Here is a 26,655-nt window from a genome sequence, read left to right as displayed (position 1 = left end):
AAGAAATAAAGACGACATAGGAGCTACGAATCGTCGTTGCTTTCCTTGTCGTCTTCGTCGTCCCAAATCACCGACATGATCGCGCCGGATACGGCGTTCACCTGCACGTCGGCGTCCCGTCCGCCTTCAACCTCGACTTCGACGAGATAATAGGCGCTTCCCGCGACCTTTCCTTTAAGCTCGACGTCCTCGGCCGTTCCTCGTACATGCGCGGCGGCGATTTTTTTAGCCTTCGCCGCTCCGATAAATGAGGATGATTTATCGTCGTCAATGCCGGCAGAACCCGAAGGCGACGGAGAGACGGATGGTGAAGGAGAAGGAGATGGAGAGGCAGGCGGCTCGGGAGTCGGCGTTGGAGAGGGTTTATTGCCGCCCTCGGATGAACCTATTCTCTCCAGATATACGATTTCGCCGCTGCCGGCGTCGGCTTTGACCTGATATAGGCCTTGATCCGTTTCCAGCAGCATGACGTATTGATCTTCGGCTTTAACGAGATCTTTGATTTTACCGGGATATCGGGCCAGCACCGTTTCCTGCACAGCTTCGCGGGAGATCGTCTCAGCCTTCCCGTTCCATGGCTTCCAGACCGCGCCGGCGATAACGATTCCGGCGGCCAGAACGGAGACGCAGCTTACAAGCCGGAGTGTCCGTTTATTCATGATTAACGTCACCTCCTGATAGTTACTTCGAATCATACGATATGAAAATGAGAAATCGATGAGAGCGGAAGGGAAGTACGCGGCCGGGAATGCGGGTCGGCTATCGAGCGGAAGGGAGACCAATCGTCGCCGTTGTGCCCACGCCTTCCAGACTGTCCAGTTCAACATCGGCCCCGATCGCGTCGGCGATTTCCTTCACCAGCGACAACCCCAGGCCGAAGCCCCCGGCTTGTCGGCTTCGCGCTTGATCGACGCGGTAGAACCGATCGAATACTTTCGGGAGGTCGTCCTTCGGGATGCCAATTCCGCGGTCGGCAATGCGGATCCATGCCGATGCGCCGCTTGAACCCACCGTTACGACAATCGGTTCCACGCTATACTTCCTGGCATTGTCGAGGAAGATGAAGAGAAGCTGACGGAGCAAGCTTTTGTCGCATACAACGTGGGCGGGAGTCTCAGCCTCTACGTGGACGTCGCGGCGATACGCCTTATGGAAAGCATCGGCCGCTTCCGTCGCCAGATTCTCAAGATTCAAAGCTTCCGGATTCATATTCCAATGATTCCGGCTTCCGGCCAGCAGGAGCAGCTGTTCCGTCATTTCCCTCATGCGGATCGCTTCGGAATGGATGGCGTCGACGGACTCCGCGAACAAGTCGGGACGCTCCAAACCTTTGCGCTTCAATAGATTGGCATAGCTTTCGATGACGGTGAGCGGAGTTTTCAACTCGTGAGAAGCGTTGGAGGCGAATTGCTCCTGTTTTTCGAAGTTGCTCTCAAGCAGCTCGATCATTCGGTTAAACGTCCGTCCCATCTCGGCCAGCTCGTCTTTGGCGTCGACGTTAAGCTTCAGCCGTTTGAATCGCCCGCTCTCGCGGATTTCCTTCATGGTACGGGTCATATTCACAACCGGCTGCGTGATCAGATTGCCGAGCAATCTTCCCGACACGACAACGGGGATGAGGGTAAGCGCTGTAACGACAATCAGCACGATTCGCAGTACGCTCATGTTGTCGGTTGTCTCGCGCAGGCTCCGTACAAGCTGGACGTTAACGACCGATCCGTCGCTCCAGATGACCGGCAGCGAGACCAGGGCGTACTTTTCTCCCGTGTATTCAATTGCCTGTTTGATTTTTACCGGACTATAGAAGGCTTCTCGCTTGCTCAGCTCAGATTGGGTAGACGAGGTGACGGGAGGATAGCCTGCTGCGCCTGTTTGCGCGACGATTCTAAGCATGCCGTCGGCCGGTACATAGGCCCGCAGCAATTCGCGCACCGGGATTTTATCCGCATTTTGCCGAATGCCCTCGGCGATAGCCGCCGCTTCCGTCTCGGCTTTGCCGATTTCGCTATTCACCGACATTCGATCGAATAGAAAATAAATACCTACATTCATAAGAATAAGGAGGACGGCGAACAGAAGGGAAGAATAGAGATGGATTTTGTTTTTCAGTTTCATGGCGTGTCCTTAAGCGAGTAGCCTACGCCTCGCACGGTGCGAATCAATTCCGGATCGCGTCCGTGATCGATTTTCTTCCGTACATAGCGGATATAGACGTCGACGACGTTCGTTTCCCCGTAATAATCGAAGCCCCATACCGCTTCCAGAATCTGTTCGCGGCTAAGCACTTGGCGTTTGTTTTTTAGCAGGAAAATAAGCAGATCGAATTCGCGCGGCGTCAGCTCGATCGGATCGTCCCCGCGAACAACTTCCCTCGTCTTTTCGTTGATCTTAAGATCGGATGCGGTCAGCCAGTCGCTATCGGCAGAGTCTAAGTAGGTCTGGGAAGGGCGTTGTCTAAGCGAAGCGCGAATGCGGGCCAGAAGTTCCTCGATCTGAAACGGCTTGGTGATATAATCGTTCGCGCCGTAATCCAGTCCGGACACTTTGTCTTCGACCGAGCTCTTGGCGGTCAGGAGAATGACCGGAGTTTGCGCGTCATTCGCGCGGATCCGTCGAAGCAGCTCGATGCCGCTCATGCCCGGAAGCATAATGTCGAGCAGGATAAGATCCCACGTGCCTCCGCGATAAGCCTCCATCGCATCGATGCCGTTGCCGTATCTGGATACTCGGTAGCCTTCGATTTCGAGCTCGATTTCGAGCAGCCTCGATATTTTTTCCTCGTCTTCCACGACTAAGATTTTGGTTTCCATAAGGGGCCTCCTCAGGCCAAGCTTTTAATTATCATATCATGATCCGGGGCGGTTATACCGCATCTTGGCGAGGATGGTGTTTAACCTTAAAACAGAAGCCAATAGAAGGTAAATGGAGATTCGTTGACATTTTTGTCCCAACGTGGTTTAATAGACGGACGTGAGTTTTTATGTAAGGGGGTTTGATCCATGGGTCCTACATTTAAGCCAAATGTAAGCAAACGCAAAAAAGTGCACGGGTTCCGCAGCCGTATGAGCACCAAGAACGGCCGCAAGGTTCTGAAAGCTCGTCGCTTAAAAGGTCGCAAAGTATTGACGGCATAGTTAATGAAAGACCACTGCAGGTGGTCTTTTTTTCTACATGGCAGCAGATGGAGCGATTAATATGCATAGGAAGCTTCGGCTGCGAAAGAGGGAAGACTTCAATACGGTCTACCGGTACGGGAAATCGTTCGCCAATTCGCAGTTTGTGGTGTACTGGCGCAAGCGTGCCCCGAACGGAGCTTTTAGATTGGGCGTATCGGCAAGCAGCAAACTTGGCGGAGCGGTCGTCCGCAATCGGCTTAGAAGGATGATTAAGGAAATTGTTCGTCTGAACGCGACCAAGCTTCAGGAGGATATTGACCTAGTCCTAATCGTAAGAAAGCCGGCTCTGTCGATGGCCTACAAGGAGATGGAGGGCAGCATTCTCCATGTCCTGCGGAAGGCCGGACTGTTGAAGGGCTCCAAGCCGTTTAACGGCGGGGGCAAACCGCCGCAGTCTCAAGGAAGTCGCGGAAATAAAAGAAGCGAAAGATCAGGCAAATAAAAGCGGGGGAAGCGGACAAGCCTCAGCTTTTCTTTGCCTTCTTTAATATGGTATAGTGGAACTGAATAGTTTCGGCCAGGACTGGCTGCAATCGGATTCAGCAAGGTTGAACATTTTACGGCATGCCGGCGATGAAGAGGGGAGTTTTCAGTTTTGTTGCGAAATCGCAAATGGTGGATCGTTCTCGGCGCAATCGCGCTGATGACGTTGCTCGCGGGCTGCGCGCCTTCGACTCAGGCAATAACGACTGGCGAAATGGCCACAAGCGGTTCTTGGTGGACAAGGAATGTCGTGTACTGGTTCTCGCTGATGCTCGACACGTTCGCGGATTGGTTCGGCGGGGAATACGGACTTTCGATTTTAGTGCTTACCATTATAGTAAGGACGATCATCCTTCCTTTAATGATCAAACAGTATAAGAATACGAAAGCCATGCAGGCCCTTCAGCCGGAGATGCAGAAGCTCCGCGAGAAGTTTAAGGACGACCCGCGCAAGCAGCAAGAAGAGATGATGAAGCTATACCAGACGCATCAGGTCAATCCGTTGGCGGGCTGCTTGCCGCTGATCGTGCAGATGCCGATTTTTATCGCGCTTTACAATTCGATTTATCACAACATCGCAATCAGAACGCATGATTTTATCGGCTTCCAGCTCGGAACGACACCGCATGAAGGAGAATGGTATTACTACATTATTCCTACGATAGCCGCGATTACGACGCTGGTCCAATCGATGATGATGTCCCGACAGCAGACGATGGCCGGACCGATGAAGGGGCTTATGTACATCTTCCCGGTTCTGATCTTCGTAATGGCGATCAACTTCCCGGTCGCATTGCCGCTGTACTGGATTTACAGCAACATCTACACGATCGTTCAGAACTATTTCATGTACGGCAAGCCTAAGAAGAATGAGCCAGCTCCCGAACCAGCACCAAAGAAAGGCAAAGGTAAAGGTAAAGGTAAGGAGGCGCGCGCAAAATGAAAAAGCTCCTGGCATCTGGGAAAACGATAGAAGATGCGGTTCGCAGCGGTCTGGCCCAGTTGGGCGTTACGGAAGACCGGGTGAATGTCAAAGTATTGGAACAGCCGAGCAAAGGATTGTTCGGGCTGATTGGAGCCAAAGAGGCAAAGGTAGAGCTGGAATTGCTTCCGGACGGCGTGGAGGAGGCTATCGCCTTTCTTCGCGAAGTGTCGGCAGCGATGGATCTAACCGTTTCCGTTGAGCGGGTGGATGAGAATGATGCAGTACGGATTAACATTACGGGTTCGGACTTGGGCATTCTGATCGGTCGTCGTGGACAAACTTTGGATTCTCTTCAATACTTGACGAACATCGTGGCTAATCGCCACTCGGACCGTCATCTTCGTATCGTGCTCGATGCCGAGCAATTTCGCGAGCGTCGCCGCCAGACTCTGGAGGCACTGTCCGAACGAATGGCGATGAAGGTCGTTCGAACGCGCAAGGAGGTCGTGCTTGAACCGATGACCTCCCAAGAGCGTAAAATTATCCATGCACGATTGCAGTCGAATCCGAACGTCAAGACTTATAGTCAGGGAGACGAGCCGAATCGTAGAATCGTGATTGCCTTAAAGCAATAGTTAGCGTCCGCGCAATGGCTTCCGCATCGTTGGGGGGGTCATTGCGTTTTTTAACGGAAAGAGGGATTCTCATGAACGAGGATACAATCGCCGCGATTGCGACGGCGCTCGGCGAAGGCAGTATTGCTGTCGTTAGAGTAAGCGGGCCGGAAGCGATCAACTCGGTGGCCAAGTTATTCCGGTCCAAGCTTGATTTGCGCGAGGCCGCTTCGCACACCGTTCAATACGGCTGGATCATAGATCCGCAATCGGATCGTCGCATCGATGAAGTGCTGGTGACGGTCATGAAAGGACCGCGGTCGTTCACGGCCGAGGATGTCGTGGAAATCAGTACGCATGGCGGCATCGTTGCGGTGAAGTCGGTGCTGGAGCTTGTGCTGCGGCATGGGGTCAGATTGGCGGAGCCGGGCGAGTTCACAAAACGGGCGTTTTTAAATGGGAGAATTGATCTGGCACAAGCCGAAGCGGTCATCGATCTGATTCGGTCGAAGTCGGATCGCGCTTTCCAAGTGGCGAGAAGACAGGCGGAAGGCGCAGTATCGAAAAAAATCTTTCCGCTGCGACAACAGCTGATCGAATTGATCGCTCATGTCGAAGTGAACATCGATTACCCCGAACACGATGTAGAGGATGTCACGGCTGAACTGATTCGTTCGAATTGCCGTCAGGTGCGAGAAGAAGTGAATGAGCTGCTGCAGCGATCGAATGAAGGAAAGATTTTGCGAGAGGGCATCGTGACAGCGATCGTTGGGCGACCGAATGCCGGCAAATCTTCTCTGTTGAACGCTTTGGCACGCGAGAATAAAGCGATCGTGACGGACATCCCCGGAACGACTCGGGATATTGTGGAAGAATCGGTATCGCTATCCGGGATACCGCTTAGACTGTTAGATACGGCGGGCATTCGAGAAACGGAGGATATCGTCGAGCAGATCGGAGTGGAGAGATCGCACGGCGCCTTAAACGATGCAGACTTGATCTTGCTGGTGCTGAATCGGCACGAGGAACTGCACGAAGATGAACGGAAGCTGCTGCAGCAGCTTAAGGATCGCTCGACGATTATCGTCGTCAACAAGATCGATCTTCCGGAGAGGCTCGATACGGCCGAGATCGAGCGCGACTATCCGTCGGAGCGTATTGTCTACCTGTCGGCAAAGGAAGGCCAAGGCATCGAACAACTGGAGCGGGCGGTAACGGGCATGTTTTTCAGCGGAGCCGTCGAATCGGGGGATATTACGTATGTCAGTAACACTCGGCATATTACGCTGCTTCATCAAACCCGGCAATCGCTGGAGGATGCCATACAAGCGACGTTCGAAGGCGTTCCGATCGATCTGATTCAGATCGACATAACCGCATCTTGGGAATCGCTAGGTCAAATCCTTGGGGATGCGGCTGGGGATTCGTTGCTGGATCAAATTTTTTCACAATTTTGTTTAGGAAAATAACATAAGCTAAGGAAAGCGAAGAGGGGTGGATATATGACTTATTCTGCGGGAGAATATGACGTAATCGTCATTGGAGCGGGACACGCGGGCAGCGAGGCTGCACTGGCCGCCGCCCGAATGGGTTGCGAGACGCTGCTGTTGACCATCAATTTGGACATGATTGCTTTTATGCCATGTAATCCTTCCATCGGCGGGCCGGCGAAAGGCCATGTCGTACGCGAAATCGACGCGTTGGGCGGAGAGATGGGACGCAACATCGATAAAACGTTTATTCAGATGAGAATGCTGAATACCGGTAAGGGACCGGCGGTTCATGCGCTCAGAGCGCAAGCCGACAAGTTCCTGTACCAGCATACGATGAAGGAGACGATCGAGAAGCAGCCGAATTTGACCTTGCGTCAAGGATTGGCCGAAGATTTGGTCGTCGAGGATGGAGTGTGCAAAGGCGTCATTACGAAGACGGGAGCCCATTATAGAGCGAAAGCCGTTGTCTTGACGACCGGAACGTACTTGCGCGGCAAAGTTATCCTTGGAGAGCTGATGTACGAGAGCGGGCCGAACAATCAACAGCCTGCAGTCAAGCTGTCGGAATCGCTGAAAAACCTTGGACTTCAACTGGTTCGACTCAAGACGGGCACGCCTCCTAGGGTGCACAAGGATTCGATCGACTTCGACAAAACGGAAATTCAACCGGGCGACAGCAAGCCGAAGTACTTCTCCCACGAAACGGAGTATATGGCTCATGCCGATCAGCAGCTACCCTGCTGGCTGACCTACACGTCGGAAGAGACGCATCAAATCATCAACGACAATCTGCATCGGGCGCCGATGTTTTCCGGATTGATTGAAGGTACGGGGCCGCGCTATTGTCCGTCTATCGAAGATAAAATCGTACGCTTCGCCGATAAGCCCAAACATCAGATTTTCCTTGAGCCGGAAGGACGGAACACGAAGGAGTACTATGTTCAAGGATTGTCGACGAGCATGCCCGAGGACGTTCAATTGCGCATTCTTCGTTCGGTTCCCGGATTGGAAAAGGCCGAGATGATGCGGAGCGGATATGCGATTGAGTACGACGCCGTCGTTCCTACGCAGCTGTGGCCGTCGCTTGAAACGAAACTCGTAAAGGGCCTATTTACCGCCGGCCAGATTAACGGCACTTCTGGATACGAGGAAGCGGCGGGACAAGGGATTATGGCCGGCATCAATGCCGCTCGTTCGGTTCAAGGCGCCAAACCGGTGATCATTGATCGTTCCAAGGGCTATATCGGCGTTATGATCGATGATCTCGTGACGAAGGGAACGAACGAGCCTTATCGCTTGCTGACTTCACGCGCGGAATATCGCCTGCTGCTTCGCAACGATAATGCCGATCAGAGATTGACTCCGCTTGGTCATGAAATTGGATTGATCTCCGACGAGCGCTATGCGAGGTTTACGGAGAAGCAAGCGCAAATTGATGCGGAAATCGTCCGATTGAAGGAGACGAAATTCCGTCCAGACGAAGCGGTACAGGCCATGTTGGCCGAAGTCGGCTCCGCGCCGATAAACAATTCGGTTGACGGGTTGACGCTGCTGCGACGCCCGGAAGTAACCTATGCGCATTTGGAGAAGCTTGCTCCGGCAGAGGGCGATTTGCCTGAAGACGTCAAAGAACAAGTGGAGATTCAAATCAAGTATGCCGGCTATATCGAAAAACAGCTGCAGCAGGTTGAACGAATGGAGAAGATGGAGAAGAAGCGGATTCCGGAAAACATCGATTACGATGCGATTCACGGACTGGCCACCGAGGCGAAGCAAAAGCTGGGCAAGGTTCGACCGTTATCGCTTGGGCAAGCCTCGCGAATTTCGGGCGTCACTCCTGCCGATCTGTCGATTCTGCTCGTCCATCTTGAACATTATAATCGCGTTACGGCGGCTGCACACAATTCATGAGAGACGCCACACAGAAGTTGTTAGCCGATCGGCTCCACCCGCTAGGCATCGAATTGACGGACCGGCAGCTGGACCAATTCGAGATTTACTACCGTTTACTCGTGGAATGGAACGAGAAAATGAATTTAACAGGCATTACCGAGCGGGAAGCGGTATACGAAAAACATTTTTACGATTCGTTAACGCTGGCCGAGGCTGTGTCGTTTTCTAAATCGCAATCCTTGGCGGACATCGGCTCGGGCGCCGGATTCCCCTCAATACCGCTGGCTATTGCGTTTCCTCATTTACGAGTGACGATAATTGACTCGCTGGCCAAACGAATCAAGTTTTTGGAAACGGTAGTCGACGAGCTTCAGTTAGCGCAAGTTTCTTGCCTGCATGCGAGAGCGGAAGATGCAGCCAGACAGAAAGAACATCGCGACAGCTACGATATCGTAACAGCACGTGCAGTTGCCCGTCTTGCGGTATTAAACGAATTTTGTTTGCCGTTCGTTCGTCCCGGGGGACTTTACGTAGCTATGAAGGGGACGGACATATCGGTAGAATTGGATGAAGCAAGATACAGCTTAACCAAACTTGGAGGACGACTGGTTGACGTCAAACGTCTAACTCTTCCTACAGAGGGGGCGGATCGGCATCTGATCGTATGCGAGAAGAAGGGCTCCACGCCGCCTGCCTATCCGAGAAAAGCCGGCACTCCGCTCAAAACGCCGTTGCTCAAATCTTAAATTCACAAGAAATGTTCCACGTGAAACAATCAGCCTATGCGGATGCATCGGTAAAAATGTTTCACGTGGAACATTTTTACGTTTACTCGGGGATAGATTACGTGATATTCTTATAGTGTTTGCTATGCAACGGCGTCGTGAAAGTTTTTTCACAGGCAGGAAAATGGGGCGGGAATAGCGAATAAAAGAAGGTAACAGATCTATGTGCCGCAGATGTGCCGTCAGGCGTGAATTGGCGGCGCTTTTTCGTCGCTGTGGACACGTGACATATCCGTCCTATCATACTTAATGTGGTGATCCGAGAGAAATGAAAGAGCAATTTTCACGATTGCTGGGTCTGACAGACCGCGGCTCTCAAGAAGAAGTGAAGAATATATCCGTTCACGACATCGTTCCAAGTCCTTATCAGCCGCGTACGGTGTTTGACGATGAACGGATCGACGAGCTGTGCCAAACGATTAAAACTCATGGCGTCATTCAACCTATCGTCGTTCGAGTGCGCGATGGGAAGCATGAGATTATTGCCGGTGAGCGCCGTTGGCGTGCGGTAACGAAACTGGGAATGGACACGATTCCGGCCATTATTCGCGAAATCAACGATTCTCAGGCTGCTTCGGTTGCTTTAATTGAGAATTTGCAACGCGAAGGTCTGACGGCTTTGGAAGAGGCGATCGCTTATCAGAAGTTGATTGATCTTCATAGTCTGACGCAGGAAAGCTTGGCTCAGCGATTAGGCAAGAGCCAGTCGACGATTGCCAACAAGATCCGGCTGCTGCAGCTAGGAGAGACAGTGCGTCAGGCGCTGCTCGAGCGGAAAATTACCGAACGTCACGGCAGGGCGCTGCTGTCCTTGCCGGATGAAGAAATGCAGAACAAGCTGTTGAAAGAAATTATCGATAAAGAATTGAATGTTAAACAGACCGAAACCCGCATTGCATTTCTGTTAGAGGCTTCGAAACCGAAGCGTTCTAAGCGCTTCTCGTTCTCTAAAGACGTTCGGCTCGCTGTGAATACGATCCGTCAATCGGTGGATATGGTTACCGGATCAGGCATTCCGATTAATGCGGAAGAGAAGGATTGCGAGGATCACTACGAAATAACCATTAGAATTCCTAAACGTTAGTAAGAAGCGGATGCCCATGCTTCAGATTCGGCGAGAACGGCAGTAGGCCGCCGCGGTCGGATCGGAATGGCGGAATGCTCGCGCTTGAACGAATTGGCAGCGAGCGTCCCAAGGGCATCCGTCTTTTTGATGATTCAGAATGTACAAGATGCGTTTCAGTCCATCTGCTGCTCGACAGAAGGCAAATTCCCGTCCATTGACGGTAATGCCGGCGTTGTTGCGTGTGCGATTCGGAGAGGCGACAATCGAGACAATCAGGATCCGAATCGTCTGCAGCTTATCTAATGCCGTCATTCTTGTAACGGCTTTGCCGTTAACGCATGGACGGTTATGAATATCGAGGTGAAAGAGGTTGTCAAAAATAATTGCGATTGCCAATCAGAAGGGCGGGGTTGGCAAAACGACGACATCGGTGAATCTGGGCGCCTGCCTGGCTTCTCTCGGCAAAAAAGTGTTGATCGTGGATATCGATCCGCAGGGCAATACGACTAGCGGGATCGGTATCAATAAAGCCGACGTGAGCTATTGTATATATGATGTGCTTATTAATGAGGTGCATCCCAAACAGGCGATCGCGGATACGGACATTCCCGATCTGAAGATTATCCCGGCCACTATTCAATTGGCCGGCGCCGAAATCGAGCTCGTGCCGACGATGTCGCGGGAAATTCGCCTTAAGAAAGCGCTGGGATTGGTGCGCAGTGAGTTTGATTATGTTCTGATCGATTGTCCGCCTTCATTGGGAATTCTCACGATTAACTCCCTAACGGCGGCTGATTCCGTATTGATCCCGATTCAGTGCGAATATTACGCATTGGAAGGGTTGAGCCAGCTGCTTAACTCGATCCGGCTCGTACAGAAGCACCTGAATACGTCGCTGCAAATCGAGGGCGTCCTGTTGACGATGTTTGACGCTCGTACGAACCTGGGTATCCAGGTTATCGAAGAGGTCAAAAAGTATTTTCAACAGAAGGTTTATCAAACGGTTATCCCTCGGAATGTCAGACTGAGCGAAGCGCCATCTCACGGACAATCGATCATAACGTATGATCCAAAATCCAAGGGCGCGGAAGTGTATCTCGAGTTGGCGAAGGAAGTGATCTCCTATGAGCAAGCGGCTAGGTAAGGGACTAGATGCGTTAATTACCTCTCTGTCGATTAAGGAAGACGATAAAATCGTTGAAATTCCGTTAACTCAGCTTAGAGCCAATCCATATCAGCCTCGTAAGACGTTCGACGAGGAAGCAATCAAGGATTTGGCCGAGTCGATTCGCGAGCATGGCGTCATCCAACCGATTGTTGTCCGCCAGGCATTGAAGGGCTACGAAATTATCGCGGGCGAGAGAAGATTCAGAGCTTCCCAGCTTCTCGGTAATGCGACGATCCCGGCAGTTGTTCGCACTTACAACGATCAACAGGTCATGGAAATTGCGCTGATCGAGAACGTTCAGCGGGAGGATCTTAATTCCATAGAGGTTGCTGTTGCCTATCAAGCGATTATGAATCAATTTAAGTTAACGCAAGAGGAGCTTTCTCTGAAGGTAGGGAAGTCTCGATCTCATATCGCAAACTTCTTGCGGCTGTTGTCGCTTCCGGAAGAAATCAAGGAATATGTTTCACGTGGAACATTGTCCATGGGTCATGCCAGAGCGCTGGCAGGCATTAAAGACGACAATTTGAGGCGTCAATTGGCCAAGCAGACGGTCACTGCGGAATGGAGCGTGCGCGAGCTGGAAGAGGCGGTTCAAAACGCCGATTCCAAGAAAGCGAACGTGAAACCGAAAGCAAAGGTCAAAAAACGCGATCCTTATATAGAAGAGATTGAAGAGACGCTGCGAGAGAAGTTTCAAACGACCGTTCGAATCAAACCGAATAAAGACAACGGGCGAATCGAACTCTCGTATTTCGGCAAAACTGATTTGGAGCGTCTGCTGGAGTTGCTGAAGGCAATGGCCTAATAGAGATAGATAAGAGTAGCATACCCAAGTTGTAATCTTCCAACGGAAGGATTAAACTAAGGTGTGCTATTGTTGTGTAAGGGACGGTGACTGCGATGAACGAGCAAAAAACGTTGATCTATATGGATAATGCGGCGACTAGCTGGCCTAAGCCTCCGGGAGTCGTCGAAGCGATCGAACGGAACGTGCGGGAAAATGCGGCGAACCCGGGTAGAGGAAGCCATGAAATGGCCGTTAAAGCAAGCAGGGTGCTATTCGATGCACGCAAGCGGCTGGCCCGACTGTTCGCAATCGGCAATCCGAACGATATTGCCTTTGCGCTCAATACGACTCATGCGCTGAATCTGGCGATTCAAGGCTATCTTAAACCGGGCGATCATGTTATCGCCACGTCCCTTGAGCATAACTCGGTCAGACGGCCTATTGAGGCCATGAAGCGGCGATTTGGCATTCATGCCACTTTCATCGACGCGGACGAATGGGGACGTCTGAACGTCAAGGATGTAGAAGATGCCATCACGCCGTCAACCAAGTTGATTGCCGCATCGCACAGCTCGAATCTCCTTGGCTCAATTGCTCCGATTGCGGAACTGGGGGAGTTGGCAAAGAGGCGAGGGGTGAAGCTTCTTGTAGATGCCGCTCAGAGCGCCGGAGTGCTGCCTATAGACGTCGAAACGATGGGGATCGATCTTCTGGCCTTTCCCGGACATAAGGGGCTTCTCGGCCCGCAAGGGACCGGAGGCTTGTACATTCATCCGGAGCTAGATCTTGAGCCTCTGATGCATGGGGGAACAGGCAGTAAGTCGGAAGCGCCGGAGCAACCGATGATCCGTCCCGACCGCTATGAGGCGGGAACGCAAAACACGCCCGGTATTGCCGGGCTTTCCGAAGGCGTTCAGTTTGTGCTGCGAGAGAAGACGAAAGCCATTCACGACAAGGAACGCGATTTGACTTTTCAATTGATGGAGGGACTGCTGGCGATTGAGGGAGTTCGTATTCTAGGGCCGGAAGTCGGAGTTGAGAGAACGGCGATCGTCTCCTTTGTCGCAGAAGGGATGGATCCGTCCGAAATGGCGTTTCTGCTTGATCGGCAATTCGGGATCGCGGTAAGAGCAGGTTTCCACTGTACGCCGCTCGGTCACGAGACCGCCGGAACCTACGAGACGGGCGCCGTGCGCGCAAGTCCCGGATATTTTACGGAGAAATCGGATATCGTATCTCTGGTAGATGCCGTTAAGGAAATTACTAATACGATGCGTAAAAGAAATTGAGATATAAACGTTGGGGGAATCAGCAAGAATGGAAGGCTGGAACGATCAATTAACCGTTATTGTTGCGGGTGTGTTAGGCGTACTACTGGTCGTCTCGTTCATCTGGCTTGGCGTATTGTCGAGCAAGTTGAGCAAACTTAAGAAAGCGCACGGCCTCTTGATGGGGGATACGGGCGTAACGAATATGGAGGACGTCATGCGCGTCATTCATGAACGGATGTCTGAGCTTAGCGGCAAACAAGCCGAACAAGCCCAGACGATGGAACAGCACGAAGGACGCCTCTCGTCTTTGAAGGGGCGAGTCGGCGTCCATCGGTTTAACGCGTTTTCGGATTCGGGAAGCGATCTGAGCTTCTCCGTCGCATTCATTAATGAAGCGCAGGACGGTGTCATCATTACCGGAATTCATGGTCGCGAGCAAACTTTCCTTTACGCTAAACCGATCGATAAAGGGCAATCCGCCTACATGCTGTCCCCGGAAGAAAAGACGGCAATCAGTCTGGCCATGCAGAAGGGATAACCGGTTTGCTGCGGGTGCTATGTACGGCGTTTAACAAGCTTTGCGCAATAATTTCCGACATCTTGACGACCAGATTCAGACGAGTGTTCTGCAGCACGAAATATTCCATGAAGCCGCCGACATTCACAATTCCCGTCATATGAATGTCTCCGACGGGAGGCAGCTCCTTGTTCACCCCGGCTCCGGGTCTGACCGGTCCTGAGCCGATCTGGATACAGCCGACGCTGGCAACTTGTCCGAGGCAAGCGTCAACGGCGATGACGAACGGCTGTCGCGAGATTCTCATAATTTTGAGCAATGTCTCGCTGAGGTTCATCGCATGTACCGGTTCGTCGAGAGTTCCGTACAGATCGAATAATGGACTGTATTCGCGAGCGAGAGCGGTGCCGACGAGAGGCCCTAACGAGTCGCCCGTAGAGCGGTCGGTTCCGACGCAGACGATGACGATCCGGCGATCGGGAGACAGGCCTTCCAAGTAATACTCGAGCTGCTGGGACAATCTTTGCAATACGGATGGATCGTTAAAAGGAATCTTTAAAGAGAGCGCCGCCGATTCCGGTGCGGGACTCGAGTGTTTCTCCCAAGCGCCGTTCATTCGTCCGATTCGCCTCCTACCCTAGTATGCTACTAGTATATGGACGAACTCGCGCATTTATACTTGGACGCAGGAGGTTTGTACGATGGACTTTTTCTTGCTGGCATTCGATTCCACGCAGCAAGCGCTGCGGGCCGAGATGCTGCTTGAATACGCGGATATCGAGATCGATCTTTGTCCCACGCCCAAGGAGATTACGGCTGGCTGCGCATTATCTATCGAATTCCCCGCCGCCGACCTGGAGACGGTACGACGAATCATCGAATCGGAGAAGGTCGAAATAAGAGGTTTATTCGAGAGAACGCAGGACGGATACGAACAGATTCAATGAGAGAGGGAGAGATAGAGCTATGAAACCTTTCTTCGCATCGGGGCAGACAGAGTCCGCAGAGAATCTGTGGGAGCAGTTTGTCAGAGAGATGAGCGAATTTCTGCAGGACACGGAAATGTGGAAGGACGTATCCTTCCTGGTCTTGCGAATTGTACTGATCTGCGTCATCAGCCGTCTCGCGTTGGCCGTTCTTAATCGGATAATCGACCATGCGACGAACGAGAAGAAATCCAGAAGGCTGAAGCTTCGAACAAGGCGCGTTCAAACGTTAGGCCGTCTGCTGAAAAACACAGCCTCGTATCTCATTAATTTCATTACAATTTTGCTTGTATTGGGAGAGTTCAATATTCAGATCGCTCCGCTTCTGGCCGGCGCGGGGGTGATCGGATTGGCGATCGGCTTCGGCGCGCAAAGTCTGGTCAAAGATGTCATCACCGGGTTCTTCATCATTTTTGAGGATCAGTTTGCGGTAGGCGATGAGATTCAGACCGGCTCGTTCAAAGGAAGCGTCGAATTGATCGGGTTACGCTCGACTCGCATCCGCAGCTGGACGGGAGAGGTTCACATCATTCCGAACGGCTCGATTAACCAGGTGACGAACTTTTCCGTAAATCCGCAGCTTGCCGTCATCGATATTACCGTTTCCTCCGATTATACGATTGAGGAAATGATGTCGTTGATGCGTCAGGTTCTGCTCCAGATCAACGATCTGAATTTGACGGCAGCGCCCGAGGTGCTGGGAGTGCAGACGCTTGCTCCGAGTCAGATGACGATTAGAATTACCGCCAAGTGCAGGCCGAATACCGTCGGCGAGGTTACGCGTCTGGTCAATACGGAAGTGAAGAAGGCACTGGAGGCCAAGCAGGCGTCGGTCATCGATTAATCGCGCAGTGTAGTCGCAACAAGCTGCAGGCAGGAAAATCGGGGAGGGTATCGAAATGGAGAAAAAAAACTTCGAGCTTGGCGATGTCGTGATGATGAAGAAGCCGCACCCATGCGGAGCCAACGAGATGGAGATCATTCGGATGGGCATGGATATTCGCATCAAGTGCGTCAAGTGCAAGCATAGCATTCTGCTCCCTCGCGCGAAGTTCGAGAAGAGCCTGAAGAAGGTTCTGAGACCTGCTGGAGGAGCCGAAATAGGGGAGACAGAGGGATAGGCTGCGGCCCCTAAAATGGATACACAATCCAGTTGCAAGCTCAATTAAAATATGATATGATTTTCCTTGCTGCGGAGAGGTACCCAAGTGGTCCAAGGGGGTTGACTCGAAATCATCTAGGCGTCGCAAGGCGTGCGTGGGTTCGAATCCCACCCTCTCCGCCATAAACAAAAAATGAGTCGATCCCTGAGAAGGGATCGTTTTTTGTTTGTGGCAAGTGGGATGAGAACGGGCCGTTAAGCGGACATGCCAAAGGGCATGTTCGTAGGCCCCGGCGTGATAGTCGCAATTGGTTGAGACGTACGGATAGTATAGTCACAACTGCGACGGAGCGAATCCCACCCTCTCCGCCATAAACAAAAAATGAGTCGATCCCTGAGAAGGGATCGTTTTTTATTTGTGGCGAAGTGGGATGAGAACGGGCCGTTAAGCGGACATGCCAAAGGGCATGTTCGTAGGCCCCGGCGTGATAGTCGCAAATGGTTGAGACGTACGGATAGTATAGTCACAACTGCGACGGAGCGAATCCCACCTGAATAGGAGTGTTGACGGATATGGACAAGCATCTGCGAAGCTCTTGGGTGCTACGGGTGTTGATCGTATGGATAGGGACGGGAATGCTGGCCGGTATATGGCCATACGAAGCAACCGCTGCAGGGGACAAAGCGAAGGCAGACGACAAGCCGGTCGTCTGCATCGAGGCGGGACATCAAGCCAAAGCCAATCTGGGGCTCGAACCGATTGCGCCGGGCAGCAAGAAGAAGAAGACGAAGGTAGCCGGCGGGACAAGCGGCGTGGCAACGAAGAAGCCGGAGTATAAGCTGACGCTGGAAGTGGCGCTAAAGCTGGAGAAGGCGCTGGCCAGCGATTATCGAGTCGTGATGGTACGCCGGACGAATGATGTGAATCTGTCGAACAGCGAGAGGGCGCTAGTCTGTAATAAAGCCAAGGCGGATGTCATGGTACGGCTTCATGCGGATGGCAGCACGGATGCGAAGGTGAAGGGAATGACGTTTTTCTTCCCATCCGCGAACAATACATATACGAAAGCGATCGCGAAGCCGAGCAAGGAAATGGCCAAGATCGTCTCGGAACAGGTGATTGCCGAAACCGGAGCCAAGCTGATCGGGGTTCGGGAGCGAGGCGATCTGACAGGCTTTAATTGGACGAAGGTTCCGACCTTCCTGATTGAGATGGGTTTTATGACGAATAAAGAGGAAGACAAGCGAATGAGCGATCCCGAATATCAGGACGCCATTGTCAAAGGGATTAAACAGGGCCTCGATCAACGCTTTAAAATAACGAAGAACCCTTAATCAAGGGTTCTTCGGGCGACGGTTAATGAGTTGCTTTGAGACGTAACCAATGTTGCTGAGTTCAACTCAGCTCTTCGGTGACCGGATGTCTGAAATCGATGTGTTGCAGACTGTGTCTTTAGCACAACGCCTCGCTTCCGTTACCTACTCCGATGGGACGTAATCTCTTGCGGTTGTTGCCCGAATTCGTTCAACGGAACCACACCTCTCGTTTGCCGTCGCCGAAATATAGAATACCCGGTTTGTGTTCGCCTTATGCATCCGACGATGCATTATCGCTGGCGCTTTACTTTTTTCCACTTGCGGTTATGGTTGGTCGTCTCCGGGAACTTCTCCCCTTTGTGCAGATGCACGTGCTGAGGGTTGTTAATTCCCATATGAAAGGAGTCCTCGCCGACTTCCATGTACTCCCCGTCGTTCGGAGCGTGTTGTCCGGGTTCGAATTGCGTTTGCTCGCCCATAGCGTTCACCCCCTATCGTAGGGATTAGTGTAGCGCGAATTTCCTTGCGATATTCGGCCCATTGTGATAAAGTATTCAGGTATGCTGTAGATTGCATACTCCTTGCTTCCCAGCCGGTAGCCAAGCTGTCGGTCTGACAAGTGGGAGGCCAAAAGACCTTAAGGAGGTGAACGGAAGATGCGCAACTATGAGTTGATGTACATCATCCGTCCGGACGTGGAACAAGAAACCGTTCAAGCTGTCACGGAGAAATTCCAGGGCATCATCGGGAACGGCGGAGAGATCGTTAAGCACGACTTGATGGGTAAACGTCGTCTTGCTTACGAGATCAACAAGCACCGCGAAGGGACGTATGTGCTGGTTCATTTCAAGGGAACGTCGGAAATCGTGACGGAACTTGAGCGCGTTCTGAAGATTACGGACGAAATTATTCGTCACATGGTCGTCAGAGAGCAAACTGCGTAAACCGCACAACACCGGGCGGACAACCGCCGTGAGATTTACAATGCCATGTCAAGTGGAGGGAAACCGCGATGCTGAACCGAGTCATTCTCATAGGACGCCTGACCAAGGACCCTGAACTGCGCTACACGCCTGCAGGAGTAGCCGTTACCCAATTTACGCTGGCGGTAGACCGTTCGTTCTCCGGCAATCGGGAAGAACGAGAAGCGGATTTTATTCCAGTCGTTACTTGGAGACAGCTTGCCGAGACGTGCGCCAATTACCTTCGCAAAGGTCGTCTGGCCGCAGTGGAAGGCCGCATTCAAGTGCGCAACTACGAGAATAACGAAGGTCGACGCGTCTATGTGACGGAAGTGATCGCCGACAACGTTCGATTCCTGGAATCACCTAACCGCGAAGGCGGCGGTGGACAAGGAAGAGACGATGCTTACGGCAGCGCTCCGGCACCAAGCGCAGGAGGCGGATACGGCGGCGGTAGCAATCGCAGCAATGCCGGATCACAGCGCAGCAGCGGCAACAATAACGATCCCTTCGCCGATGACGGGCGACCGATAGACATATCGGACGATGATCTGCCATTTTAACTGGAAAGGACGGAGAACAAATGAGCGAACAACAAGCACAGCCACAAGCACGTGAAGAGCGCCCAGCGCAAGGTGGTCGTCCAGGCGGCGACCGCGAGCAACGCGAGCCTCGCAAGTTCCGCCGCGGCGGACGCAACAAGCGTAAGAAGGTTTGCTACTTCACCGTAAATAAAATCACTTACGTCGACTACAAAGAGCTGGATCTTCTTCGCAAGTTCATCAGCGAGCGCGGCAAAATCTTGCCACGCCGCGTGACGGGCACGAAAGCGAAATACCAGCGTATGTTGACTGTAGCGATCAAGCGCGCTCGTCAAATGGCTCTTCTGCCATACACGACGGAGTAGGCTTAACGACAAGAGACACGGCCATTTTATGGTCGTGTCTCTTTGCGTTTTTGGGTAAGGATCTTTTCAGGCAGTCTACCTATTTTGAAGTATATTTTGAGAGCCGGCCGAGTTATAAGCGTTAATACCTCTAAGGGAGTATAGCCTTTCGCGAGCTTATTCTTTAAGCTATAGCATGGAATACACTCGCATTTCGGATGAAAGGAATAACCCTATGAAAAAACGCCGAATCCCTTCCTTGCTGGCAGCTGTAGCACTACTGCTGCCGTTGCTTGGCGCTCTGACAACAGCCGGCCCCCTCACACCAGCCAGTGCGGCTGCTTTCCAAGGTCAGCTGATGACAACCTTCAACATGGTGTTCAACCAAACCTACAACGGACGAGCGACTCACTATCTATACAGCGTAAACGGTATCATCCATGAAACCTTTGATCTGCCTCCTGCAGCCGCCGCCTGGGCGACGCCGTCTAATTTCTACGAGGAAGGCTGGTCTCGTAACAGTACCGCAGAAGTCTATACCTATAGCCATAGTGGCCAAATCCGGCAAACCACCGATCGGATGGGAATTCCGCCGACTGCCACATGGGCCACCATTTCTTCTTTTGAAATAGACGAGGATCCCGGTCAAGCTATTCGTAATCCGATCTTTCATTACTCGGTCAATGGTACCGATGTGCTGACTACGGGAGACGCAAACGAAATTCCGCCGAATGCGATGTGGGCGGCGCTTGTTTCCTTCGACACGAAGTGGGTGAGGATCAGTAATGTGCAGTTTACATCCTATACTTTGAGCCGGTCGCTTCCGTCCGTCGCATCTTTTTCGATCTCGTCGGATAGCGGTGACCCACAATATGCCAGGGTGGGAGATTCGTTAACGCTCACGCTAGTCACCGACCGCCCGATCATGACGCCGATCTTGCGAATGGCCGACCGAACTCTGATCGCCGAAGGGGGCGGTACAACATGGCAGGGCGGCCTTTATCTATTCAATTATAGTGTCGAGGACGGACCGATACCGGTATCGGTAGAATTTTATACGGAGGAAGGGGCACCGGGGCCGATTCTTACGGCGACGACGGACGGGACGGCGTTGATCCATGACAAAACGGCTCCTTCGATCTCCTATGCGCTGACGCCGGCGGGCGCGACAAAGCAGGACGTGACCGTGCAGGTTACGGTATCCGATGCGGGCAGCGGAGTGGAGCGGACGAAATGGGCGGAAGGCTCCCGAGACGCTTCCTACTTTTCGACGGGTGGCAACGCGACCGATAGCTTCATCGCGAGCGAGAACGGAACCTACACCTTGTATGCACGCGACCGCATCGGCCATGAATCCCTTCAGCAGGTGACGGTGTCCAACATTGACCGCGAAGCGCCGACGCTAGAGCTGACGCCGAGCACTACCGAGCTGACAAGCGAGGATGTCACGGTAACGGCGAAGGCGGTCGACAATGTCGCGATCGGCAAGCTTCTCTGGGCGGAAGGCGCGAGAAACGCCGATTACTTCAAAGCCGGAAACGGTACGTCTTTCTCCGATGCGTTCTCCGTGAACGTAAACGGAACCTACTCCGTATATGTTGAGGATACGGCTGGCAATGCAACGCTAGACAGCATCACGATATCGAATCTGCTGCGCCAGGCACCTTCGATATCGCTAACGCCTTCACCTGCATCTCTCACGAACGAGCGAGTAACAGTCGATATTGAAGCCCGTCCCGTAAGGGAGGATGCCGGTAATTCGCTTGCCGCGCTTCGATGGGCCAAGGGAGAATATGCAGCAGCCTTCTTTGCGACCGGAGGCGGTCAAGATGCGCTTCCGACACAAAATTTCGAGGCGGACGAGAATGATCGCTACTCGGTGTATGCGCGGGATGCAGTAGGCAACGAAGCGGTCTCAACGATCGACATTTCCAATATCGATCGCGAGGCGCCGACGGTAACGCTAACGCCAAGCACGATTGCACCAACGAACGAAAACGTGACGGTTGCCGTAAGTGCAGCGGACTTAGGTAGCGGTCTGGAGAGTGTACGTTGGTCGGCGGAGGCGTTCGAACCGGGCACCGCGTGGACATCGTACGAGGTGGTTGACGACGAATTCACCGTGGAAATCAATGGGACGTATACAGTGATTGCCTCCGACAAGGCGGGCAACCAAACGATGACCACGCTGGACATTACCAACATTGATCGTGAAGCGCCGACCTTGACGCTAACGCCAAGCATAACTGCGCCGACGAATTCGGATATCGCGGTCGCGGCCACTGCGGCTGATAATGTTGCAATCAGCAAGCTGCTCTGGGCGGAGGGAACGAGGAATGCCGCATACTTCGAAGCCGGCAACGGTACATCGTTTACCGGAAGCTTCCCTGTTACCGTCAACGGAACGTATTCTGTGTACGTTGAAGATACGGCGGGCAACACAGTCCTGAAAAGCATAACGATATCCAATCTATTCCGACAGGAGGTAACGATCGCGTTAACTCCCTCCTCGATTTCCTTGACGAATGAGCCGGTAACGGTTGGCATTGAAGCTCATCCCGAAAGGGAGGGTGACGGCAATCCTCTTATAGAACTACGCTGGGCTAGCGGAGAAAGGGATGGCGCGTTCTTTGCGGCCGGAGGCGGTCAAGATGCGCTTGCGGAGCAAGAGTTCAAGGCAAATGAGAACGGTCGCTATTCGGTATATGCACGGGATACGGCAGGTAATGAGGCGATATCGTCCATCGAACTATCCAATATTGATCGCGAAGCGCCGACGGTATCGCTCATGCCAAGCACGATTGAGCCAACGAACAAAAATGTAACGATTGCCGTAAGTGCAGTGGATTCGGGCAGCGGTCTGGAGAGCATCCGCTGGTCGGCGGAGGCGTTCAATCCGGATTCTCCGTGGACGTCGAGCGAGGTTGTCGATGGTGAGTTCACTGCCGAGAACAATGGGACGTATACGGTGATTGCAGCCGACCGTGCAGGCAACAGGACCGTCCGGCAGGTAATCGTGGAGAACATTTTCCCGGACGAGCCGACGCTGACTCTGGTTCCGGAGACGACTGAGCCGATAGGCGGGAAGGTAACTGTATCTGTTCAAACGGAGGCAGTAGGGGATGGAAATGCCATCTCGACTATCCTTTGGACTGCGGGAGAAAAGGAGATCGGTTATTTTCCCGAAGGACAAAGCGTGAATATCACGTTAAGCAAGCAGTTCGATGTGCAGGCCAACGGAACGTATACCGTCTACGTTCGCGATGCCGCCGGTAACGAAATACGCAAGACGATCGTAATCGATAATCTTCGGCGCACGAATGCTTCGCTAGCATCGCTTATTGCGCTTAACGGGGAGGAAGTGTTGACGTTCTCCAGCGCCTTCAATCCCGAGCGGCTGGAATATGCACTTAACGTCGGGCAACAAGTAAGCGCGATTAAGCTGAAAGCTTCGGCGGCAGATACGGATGCCGCGATCACGGTAAATGGAAACCTACTTGCCGGTGGAGAATCCGTATCGATTCCGTTAACATACGGAACCAACACGATTCGGGTTGTCGTGTCTGCACAGTTACCCTCCGAGCAGAAGAGCTATACGATCCAGGCAACTCGCCAAAGCCCGTCTTCTTCCGGAGGGGCAACCGGATCGCCCGCTGGAGGAGCGACCGATGAATTATCGTCCGCAGCATTTACGGTATGGTTAAACGGCAAGCCGACCAAGGCGGCATTGATCGAAACTTTCAGCCGCAGTTCGGATGGACGGGGCATAAAAGAATTAAAGCTCGAGGATGCCGCGGCGATCACAGCTCTCGCACAGCAAAGCGGAGTGAATGAGCTTCGTATCGGATGGAGCACCCAGGCTGATCCGTTAACCGAGGCCGTCCGGCTCCAACTGTCTGCGAAGGCGCTGAGCCAGTTGTCGATGTCCAACATCCGGTTGACGCTGGACGTGGGCGCCGTTGCTTATGAATGGCCGACAGGAAATTCAATCCCATCCGACAGCAAGCTGATTGTACAACTGAAGACTTTTCAGCAGCCTGCGGATGCAGAGCAGACGTTGAATCGGGCCCTCAAAGCCGGTGCAGGCGCGCATCGGGCTAAGCTAGTGGGCGTTCCTGTTGAAATAACGGCAAATCCCGGGAATTCGGCGGGAGCAGAAGCCGCCTGGCTAGTGCTGCCTCTGCCGGACGGACTCGAATCAACTGCCTTGCGAAAGCTGGCCGTCTTTCTGGAGAACGGCGACGGCACGAGTTCGATTGTACCGGGAACGATTCGTTATGACTCCAAAGGTCGTGCAACCGGCATCGCAGTACGCTCAGGGGCTTCCGCCCGCGTCTCCGTGCTGGAAGCCGAGCCGATCGAGGTTATGTTCGCTCCTTATGTCAGCGGGTATGCAGCAGGCAGCTTCGGTCCTCAGCGCGCGGTAACTCGAGCGGAGTTGGCCGCTCTGCTGGCTAAGCTGACACCTGCGGACAACGATGCCCGCACAGTAAGCGACGGGGCGGCGGCCTTCCGGGATGTGCCGCAAGCGCATTGGGCAGCTAAGGCCGTCGAGGAGACGTACGCGAAGGGCTGGATGGGAGGAAAATCTGGCGGGCAGTTCAGCCCGAATGATTCGCTGACCCGCGCCGAGTTAGCCGTAGTGCTTGTACGGTGGCGCGAAGCCCAGGCGACAGGGCTTCCCCGGTTCGCGGATGCGGCATCTCATTGGGCGGCTTCATCTATCGCTGCTGCCGAACGAGAGGGCTGGATTAACGGCTTCGCCGACGGCAGCTTCCGCCCCGAGCAGAAGGTGACCCGCGCCGAAATGGTTGTACTGTTAAATCGCGTGCTCGGACGTCCGGCTCTGCCGGATGGCGGATCGAGCTGGTCAGATGTGCCTGAGTCCCACTGGGCTGCCCCTGCCATTCGTTCCGCTTCGCAAAGCTTCGCAGCGCTTCGCTACCTCAGCGGGGACGTTGAGTTGCTCGGCAAGTGAACAGGCTGACTATTTCCGTTGAGAAGCTGCGGCAATGGACGTAAGAGAGAAAGAGCAAAAGAAAACGGTCAAATATAAAGAACAAGAGCAAGAAAAAGAAAAAGAGCAGGCTATCGAAAACGGTAGCCCGCTCTTTTTTGTGCTTCACGCAGGGCGATCAGGAACTCTTGATTCTCCATTTGCAAATAAAGCGGATAGTCTGGCTTATTTCCATCTGTTGGGCCAATTCAGCGCTTTTAAAGCGGAAAGCCCGCTTTATTTTTCAAAAAATCAGCTATTACCGAATTTAAAGCGGAGAACCGACTCTATTTCCCTCAAAACAGTCTATTTCCCACATTTAAGGCGGATAATCCGCTTTGGTGCATGGCTACTAGGTTGCTGTTATTCCCAGAATTTGTTATCCCCGAAGTGTTAGTAGCCAACCCATCAACCACTCGTGTTATAATGGCTGAAAAAAACGGAGCAAGGTGGTTGAGGCGATGGAATGGCGGTTGTCGTTTCCGAGCATGGGGAATTTTTCATTGCATTCGCTGAAGAATAGGGTGGCGGCCGTTCTGCTGCTCAGTACGATCATTCCGCTCGTGCTGAGCGGCGGCATATCGTATTTCTCGATTACGTCGATTTTGGAAAACAAAATTCAGAACGGGGTGCACAGCAACCTCAAGCAGGTGCAAATTTCCCTCGTCAATACACTCGCCAATCTGAACCACGTATCTCAGCAGCTTGCTTTTAACGGTACGGTCGGGCGAGATCTGTCCAAATATCTCGAGATGGACGATCTTCTCCTGAAGGATCGGCTGGGCAAAGAGATTCAGAACAATGTGAATCTCATCAATTTTACGAATCCCGACCTCGGCCGCATGTTCTACTATTTTGCCGATACGCAGAGCTATGTGTTTCCGGAGCCGATGCTGAGCGACCAGTTCGTCCCGGAGAGCAATCCTAAGCTGCTGCAGCAGGGCGAGCTGACCTATTACGGGCCCCACCAAACGGCGATGTCGCGTTTCATCGATCGGATGGTGCTGTCCGCTACTCGCAAGGTGGACGTTCCCGGCTACGATAACCTGTACATCTATATCGAGACAAGCTTCCAATTGACGCAGAACGTGCTGCAAGCGGATAATACATCCATGAACGTAGGGCATCTGCTTGTTAACGAAAACAATCAGGTGACCTACAGCGAGAATGCCCAGCTGTTTCCCGTCGGAAGCCGGTATGAGCCTGCCCGCAATCGCGAGGGCATCTATGAGACTCAGGGCAGCCTGCTCTTCGAAGAGCCGCATGCGCAGGGCTGGAAGCTTGTCGCCGTCATTCCGAAGGAAAGCTACAACAGTGAGAAGAATTTGTGGATTCGCCAGTTCGCTCTGTTCACCTGTGTCTCGATCCTGATTGCGTTGGTGTGCTTCTGGACGATCTGGCGGACGATCCGCAAGCCGCTTGCCCGGTTTAATAAGGAGATCAAGCAAGTCCACGACAGCAACTTTCACTCTCCACTCAAAATGACCAAAATCATCGAGTTCGATTTTCTGCTGCGAAAGTTCCAGCAGATGAGACAGCAAATCTGGGAGCTGCTGCAGGAAATTAAGGAGAAAGAGAAGCGGAAGACCGAGATGGAGGTCGAGAAGCTGCTGTTTCAGATCAATCCGCACTTCATCCACAACACGCTGGATACGATCCGTTGGTTGGCGCGTTCACAGGGCATGAAGGAGATCGACAACCTGATCTCGGCGCTTAATCGGGTTCTCTATTACAATATGGGCAAGGGCGGCCCTTCGACGATCCGGGAAGAAATCGCAGCTTTGAAGGATTACGTCGAGCTGCAGCGCATCCGGTACGATTTTGCGTTTACGGTTAACGTTCATGCCAATGAGGATGTTCTTAATCTGCCGATTCCGCGATTCATTTTGCAGCCGCTGGTGGAAAATAGCCTGTATCACGGGTTAAAGGACGAAGGGCGGATCGAGGTTCGCATCGAAGCGGTGGAAGGGCGCTATGCGAGCATTCAAGTGCAGGATAACGGAGCCGGCATGAAGGAAGAGGAGATGAAGCGGCTATTGGAGAACCATACTCGCGAACGACGCAAAGTCGGGATGGGGATTGGACTTTATTATGTCAATCGCATGATCCGTGCACAGTATGGAGATACCGCGAGCTTTGATATTAGCAGTGAATCGGGGAAAGGGACGACGATGGCTATTCGCATTCCGCTGGATGAAGAACGCAGCATGGAGGAGAGCTGAGAC

At 52.8% G+C, this 26,655-nt stretch carries 28 protein-coding genes and 1 tRNA gene; 23 read left to right on the top strand and 6 right to left on the bottom strand.

The features are described 5' to 3' along the window. Positions 1-23: 23 nt before the first annotated feature. The 3 genes from DFP98_RS12815 to DFP98_RS12805 all read right to left on the bottom strand — a co-directional run bounded on the left by DFP98_RS12815 (position 24) and on the right by DFP98_RS12805 (position 2,810). Positions 24-659: a PepSY domain-containing protein gene (locus tag DFP98_RS12815; RefSeq protein WP_181917653.1), complete on the bottom strand. Its 636-nt coding sequence runs from the start codon at positions 657-659 to the stop codon at positions 24-26. A 100-nt stretch (positions 660-759) separates the two neighbouring features. Beyond that, positions 760-2,115: a sensor histidine kinase gene (locus DFP98_RS12810; protein WP_116060978.1), complete on the bottom strand. Its 1,356-nt coding sequence runs from the start codon at positions 2,113-2,115 to the stop codon at positions 760-762. Next, positions 2,112-2,810, bottom strand: a complete 699-nt coding sequence (locus DFP98_RS12805) for a response regulator transcription factor (protein WP_116060977.1) — start codon at positions 2,808-2,810, stop codon at positions 2,112-2,114. Before DFP98_RS12805 ends, DFP98_RS12810 begins: the two co-directional genes overlap by 4 nt. Positions 2,811-2,999: 189 nt before the next feature. Here DFP98_RS12805 and rpmH point away from each other — a divergent pair, with 189 nt between their 5' ends. From rpmH to noc, 8 genes are all read left to right on the top strand, one after another. Beyond that, positions 3,000-3,134 (top strand): 50S ribosomal protein L34, encoded by a 135-nt coding sequence (rpmH, locus tag DFP98_RS12800; RefSeq protein WP_116060976.1) that lies wholly within the window; start codon positions 3,000-3,002, stop codon positions 3,132-3,134. 61 nt (positions 3,135-3,195) lie between these two features. Continuing rightward, positions 3,196-3,618 carry a ribonuclease P protein component gene (rnpA, locus tag DFP98_RS12795; RefSeq protein ID WP_116060975.1) on the top strand — a complete coding sequence of 141 codons (423 nt, stop codon included), beginning with the start codon at positions 3,196-3,198 and terminating at the stop codon, positions 3,616-3,618. A gap of 153 nt (positions 3,619-3,771) precedes the next feature. Continuing rightward, a complete protein-coding gene (locus DFP98_RS12790) occupies positions 3,772-4,602 on the top strand; it encodes a YidC/Oxa1 family membrane protein insertase (RefSeq protein WP_246016511.1) in 831 nt (276 codons plus the stop codon). Beyond that, positions 4,599-5,219, top strand: coding sequence for an RNA-binding cell elongation regulator Jag/EloR (jag, locus tag DFP98_RS12785; protein WP_116060974.1), 621 nt, complete (start codon positions 4,599-4,601; stop codon positions 5,217-5,219). Before DFP98_RS12790 ends, jag begins: the two co-directional genes overlap by 4 nt. A 71-nt stretch (positions 5,220-5,290) precedes the next feature. Beyond that, complete coding sequence (gene mnmE / locus DFP98_RS12780) at positions 5,291-6,667, top strand: tRNA uridine-5-carboxymethylaminomethyl(34) synthesis GTPase MnmE (protein WP_116060973.1); 1,377 nt, start codon at positions 5,291-5,293, stop codon at positions 6,665-6,667. 33 nt (positions 6,668-6,700) lie between these two features. Then, on the top strand, positions 6,701-8,602 hold the full coding sequence (mnmG, locus tag DFP98_RS12775; RefSeq protein ID WP_116060972.1) for a tRNA uridine-5-carboxymethylaminomethyl(34) synthesis enzyme MnmG: 1,902 nt from the start codon (positions 6,701-6,703) through the stop codon (positions 8,600-8,602). Continuing rightward, positions 8,599-9,330, top strand: coding sequence for a 16S rRNA (guanine(527)-N(7))-methyltransferase RsmG (gene rsmG / locus DFP98_RS12770; protein ID WP_116060971.1), 732 nt, complete (start codon positions 8,599-8,601; stop codon positions 9,328-9,330). Before mnmG ends, rsmG begins: the two co-directional genes overlap by 4 nt. Positions 9,331-9,637: 307 nt before the next feature. Beyond that, a complete protein-coding gene (gene noc / locus DFP98_RS12765) occupies positions 9,638-10,453 on the top strand; it encodes a nucleoid occlusion protein (RefSeq protein ID WP_116060970.1) in 816 nt (271 codons plus the stop codon). Between the two features lie 21 nt (positions 10,454-10,474). On the opposite strand, the gene DFP98_RS12760 is transcribed toward noc, so the two are convergent. Next, positions 10,475-10,747 carry a hypothetical protein gene (locus DFP98_RS12760; protein ID WP_116060969.1) on the bottom strand — a complete coding sequence of 91 codons (273 nt, stop codon included), beginning with the start codon at positions 10,745-10,747 and terminating at the stop codon, positions 10,475-10,477. 58 nt (positions 10,748-10,805) lie between these two features. On the opposite strand from DFP98_RS12760, the gene DFP98_RS12755 reads away from it, so the two are divergent. The 4 genes from DFP98_RS12755 (at position 10,806) to DFP98_RS12740 (ending at position 14,202) form a co-directional block, all read left to right on the top strand. Next, positions 10,806-11,579, top strand: a complete 774-nt coding sequence (locus tag DFP98_RS12755) for a ParA family protein (protein ID WP_116060968.1) — start codon at positions 10,806-10,808, stop codon at positions 11,577-11,579. Then, the gene (locus DFP98_RS12750) at positions 11,560-12,411 is read left to right on the top strand and encodes a ParB/RepB/Spo0J family partition protein (protein WP_116060967.1); all 852 of its coding nucleotides are present in this window, start codon (positions 11,560-11,562) and stop codon (positions 12,409-12,411) included. Before DFP98_RS12755 ends, DFP98_RS12750 begins: the two co-directional genes overlap by 20 nt. 95 nt (positions 12,412-12,506) lie before the next feature. Continuing rightward, complete coding sequence (locus tag DFP98_RS12745) at positions 12,507-13,682, top strand: aminotransferase class V-fold PLP-dependent enzyme (protein ID WP_116060966.1); 1,176 nt, start codon at positions 12,507-12,509, stop codon at positions 13,680-13,682. 28 nt (positions 13,683-13,710) lie between these two features. Next, the gene (locus tag DFP98_RS12740) at positions 13,711-14,202 is read left to right on the top strand and encodes a DUF4446 family protein (protein WP_116060965.1); all 492 of its coding nucleotides are present in this window, start codon (positions 13,711-13,713) and stop codon (positions 14,200-14,202) included. Here DFP98_RS12740 and yyaC read toward each other — a convergent pair. After that, positions 14,177-14,797 (bottom strand): spore protease YyaC, encoded by a 621-nt coding sequence (gene yyaC / locus DFP98_RS12735; RefSeq protein ID WP_116060964.1) that lies wholly within the window; start codon positions 14,795-14,797, stop codon positions 14,177-14,179. The two genes, DFP98_RS12740 and yyaC, sit on opposite strands and share 26 nt — an antisense overlap. An 85-nt stretch (positions 14,798-14,882) precedes the next feature. Between yyaC and DFP98_RS12730 the strand changes: the two genes are divergently transcribed. The 5 genes from DFP98_RS12730 (at position 14,883) to DFP98_RS12710 (ending at position 17,604) form a co-directional block, all read left to right on the top strand. Continuing rightward, positions 14,883-15,128 (top strand): putative Se/S carrier protein, encoded by a 246-nt coding sequence (locus DFP98_RS12730; RefSeq protein WP_116060963.1) that lies wholly within the window; start codon positions 14,883-14,885, stop codon positions 15,126-15,128. A 19-nt stretch (positions 15,129-15,147) separates the two neighbouring features. Beyond that, on the top strand, positions 15,148-16,011 hold the full coding sequence (locus DFP98_RS12725; RefSeq protein WP_116060962.1) for a mechanosensitive ion channel family protein: 864 nt from the start codon (positions 15,148-15,150) through the stop codon (positions 16,009-16,011). Between the two features lie 55 nt (positions 16,012-16,066). Further along, positions 16,067-16,288, top strand: coding sequence for a DUF951 domain-containing protein (locus DFP98_RS12720; RefSeq protein WP_116060961.1), 222 nt, complete (start codon positions 16,067-16,069; stop codon positions 16,286-16,288). Positions 16,289-16,361: 73 nt separating this feature from the next. Further along, positions 16,362-16,452 (top strand) — tRNA-Ser (locus DFP98_RS12715). Positions 16,453-16,842: 390 nt separating this feature from the next. Continuing rightward, entirely contained in the window at positions 16,843-17,604 is a 762-nt protein-coding gene (locus tag DFP98_RS12710) for an N-acetylmuramoyl-L-alanine amidase (protein WP_246016510.1), read from the top strand. Positions 17,605-17,876: 272 nt separating this feature from the next. Here the strand turns inward: DFP98_RS12710 and DFP98_RS12705 are convergent, their stop codons facing one another. Continuing rightward, entirely contained in the window at positions 17,877-18,065 is a 189-nt protein-coding gene (locus DFP98_RS12705) for a YjzC family protein (RefSeq protein ID WP_116060960.1), read from the bottom strand. Between the two features lie 177 nt (positions 18,066-18,242). Between DFP98_RS12705 and rpsF the strand changes: the two genes are divergently transcribed. The 6 genes from rpsF to DFP98_RS12675 all read left to right on the top strand — a co-directional run bounded on the left by rpsF (position 18,243) and on the right by DFP98_RS12675 (position 26,652). Next, entirely contained in the window at positions 18,243-18,530 is a 288-nt protein-coding gene (gene rpsF / locus DFP98_RS12700) for a 30S ribosomal protein S6 (protein WP_116060959.1), read from the top strand. A gap of 68 nt (positions 18,531-18,598) precedes the next feature. Continuing rightward, positions 18,599-19,111: a single-stranded DNA-binding protein gene (gene ssb, locus DFP98_RS12695; protein ID WP_116060958.1), complete on the top strand. Its 513-nt coding sequence runs from the start codon at positions 18,599-18,601 to the stop codon at positions 19,109-19,111. 20 nt (positions 19,112-19,131) lie between these two features. Further along, the gene (gene rpsR / locus DFP98_RS12690) at positions 19,132-19,455 is read left to right on the top strand and encodes a 30S ribosomal protein S18 (protein ID WP_116060957.1); all 324 of its coding nucleotides are present in this window, start codon (positions 19,132-19,134) and stop codon (positions 19,453-19,455) included. Between the two features lie 214 nt (positions 19,456-19,669). Further along, positions 19,670-24,412, top strand: coding sequence for a cadherin-like beta sandwich domain-containing protein (locus tag DFP98_RS12685; protein ID WP_181917652.1), 4,743 nt, complete (start codon positions 19,670-19,672; stop codon positions 24,410-24,412). A gap of 34 nt (positions 24,413-24,446) precedes the next feature. Then, the gene (locus DFP98_RS12680) at positions 24,447-24,827 is read left to right on the top strand and encodes a hypothetical protein (RefSeq protein WP_116060955.1); all 381 of its coding nucleotides are present in this window, start codon (positions 24,447-24,449) and stop codon (positions 24,825-24,827) included. A 64-nt stretch (positions 24,828-24,891) separates the two neighbouring features. Continuing rightward, complete coding sequence (locus tag DFP98_RS12675) at positions 24,892-26,652, top strand: sensor histidine kinase (protein ID WP_116060954.1); 1,761 nt, start codon at positions 24,892-24,894, stop codon at positions 26,650-26,652. The last annotated feature ends 3 nt before the right edge of the window (positions 26,653-26,655 follow it).

The organism is Cohnella phaseoli (assembly GCF_003386235.1).
Lineage (GTDB): Bacteria > Bacillota > Bacilli > Paenibacillales > Paenibacillaceae > Cohnella > Cohnella phaseoli.
The sequence above is the reverse complement of the archived record's forward strand: the minus strand, read 5'-3'. Positions and strand labels throughout refer to the sequence as shown.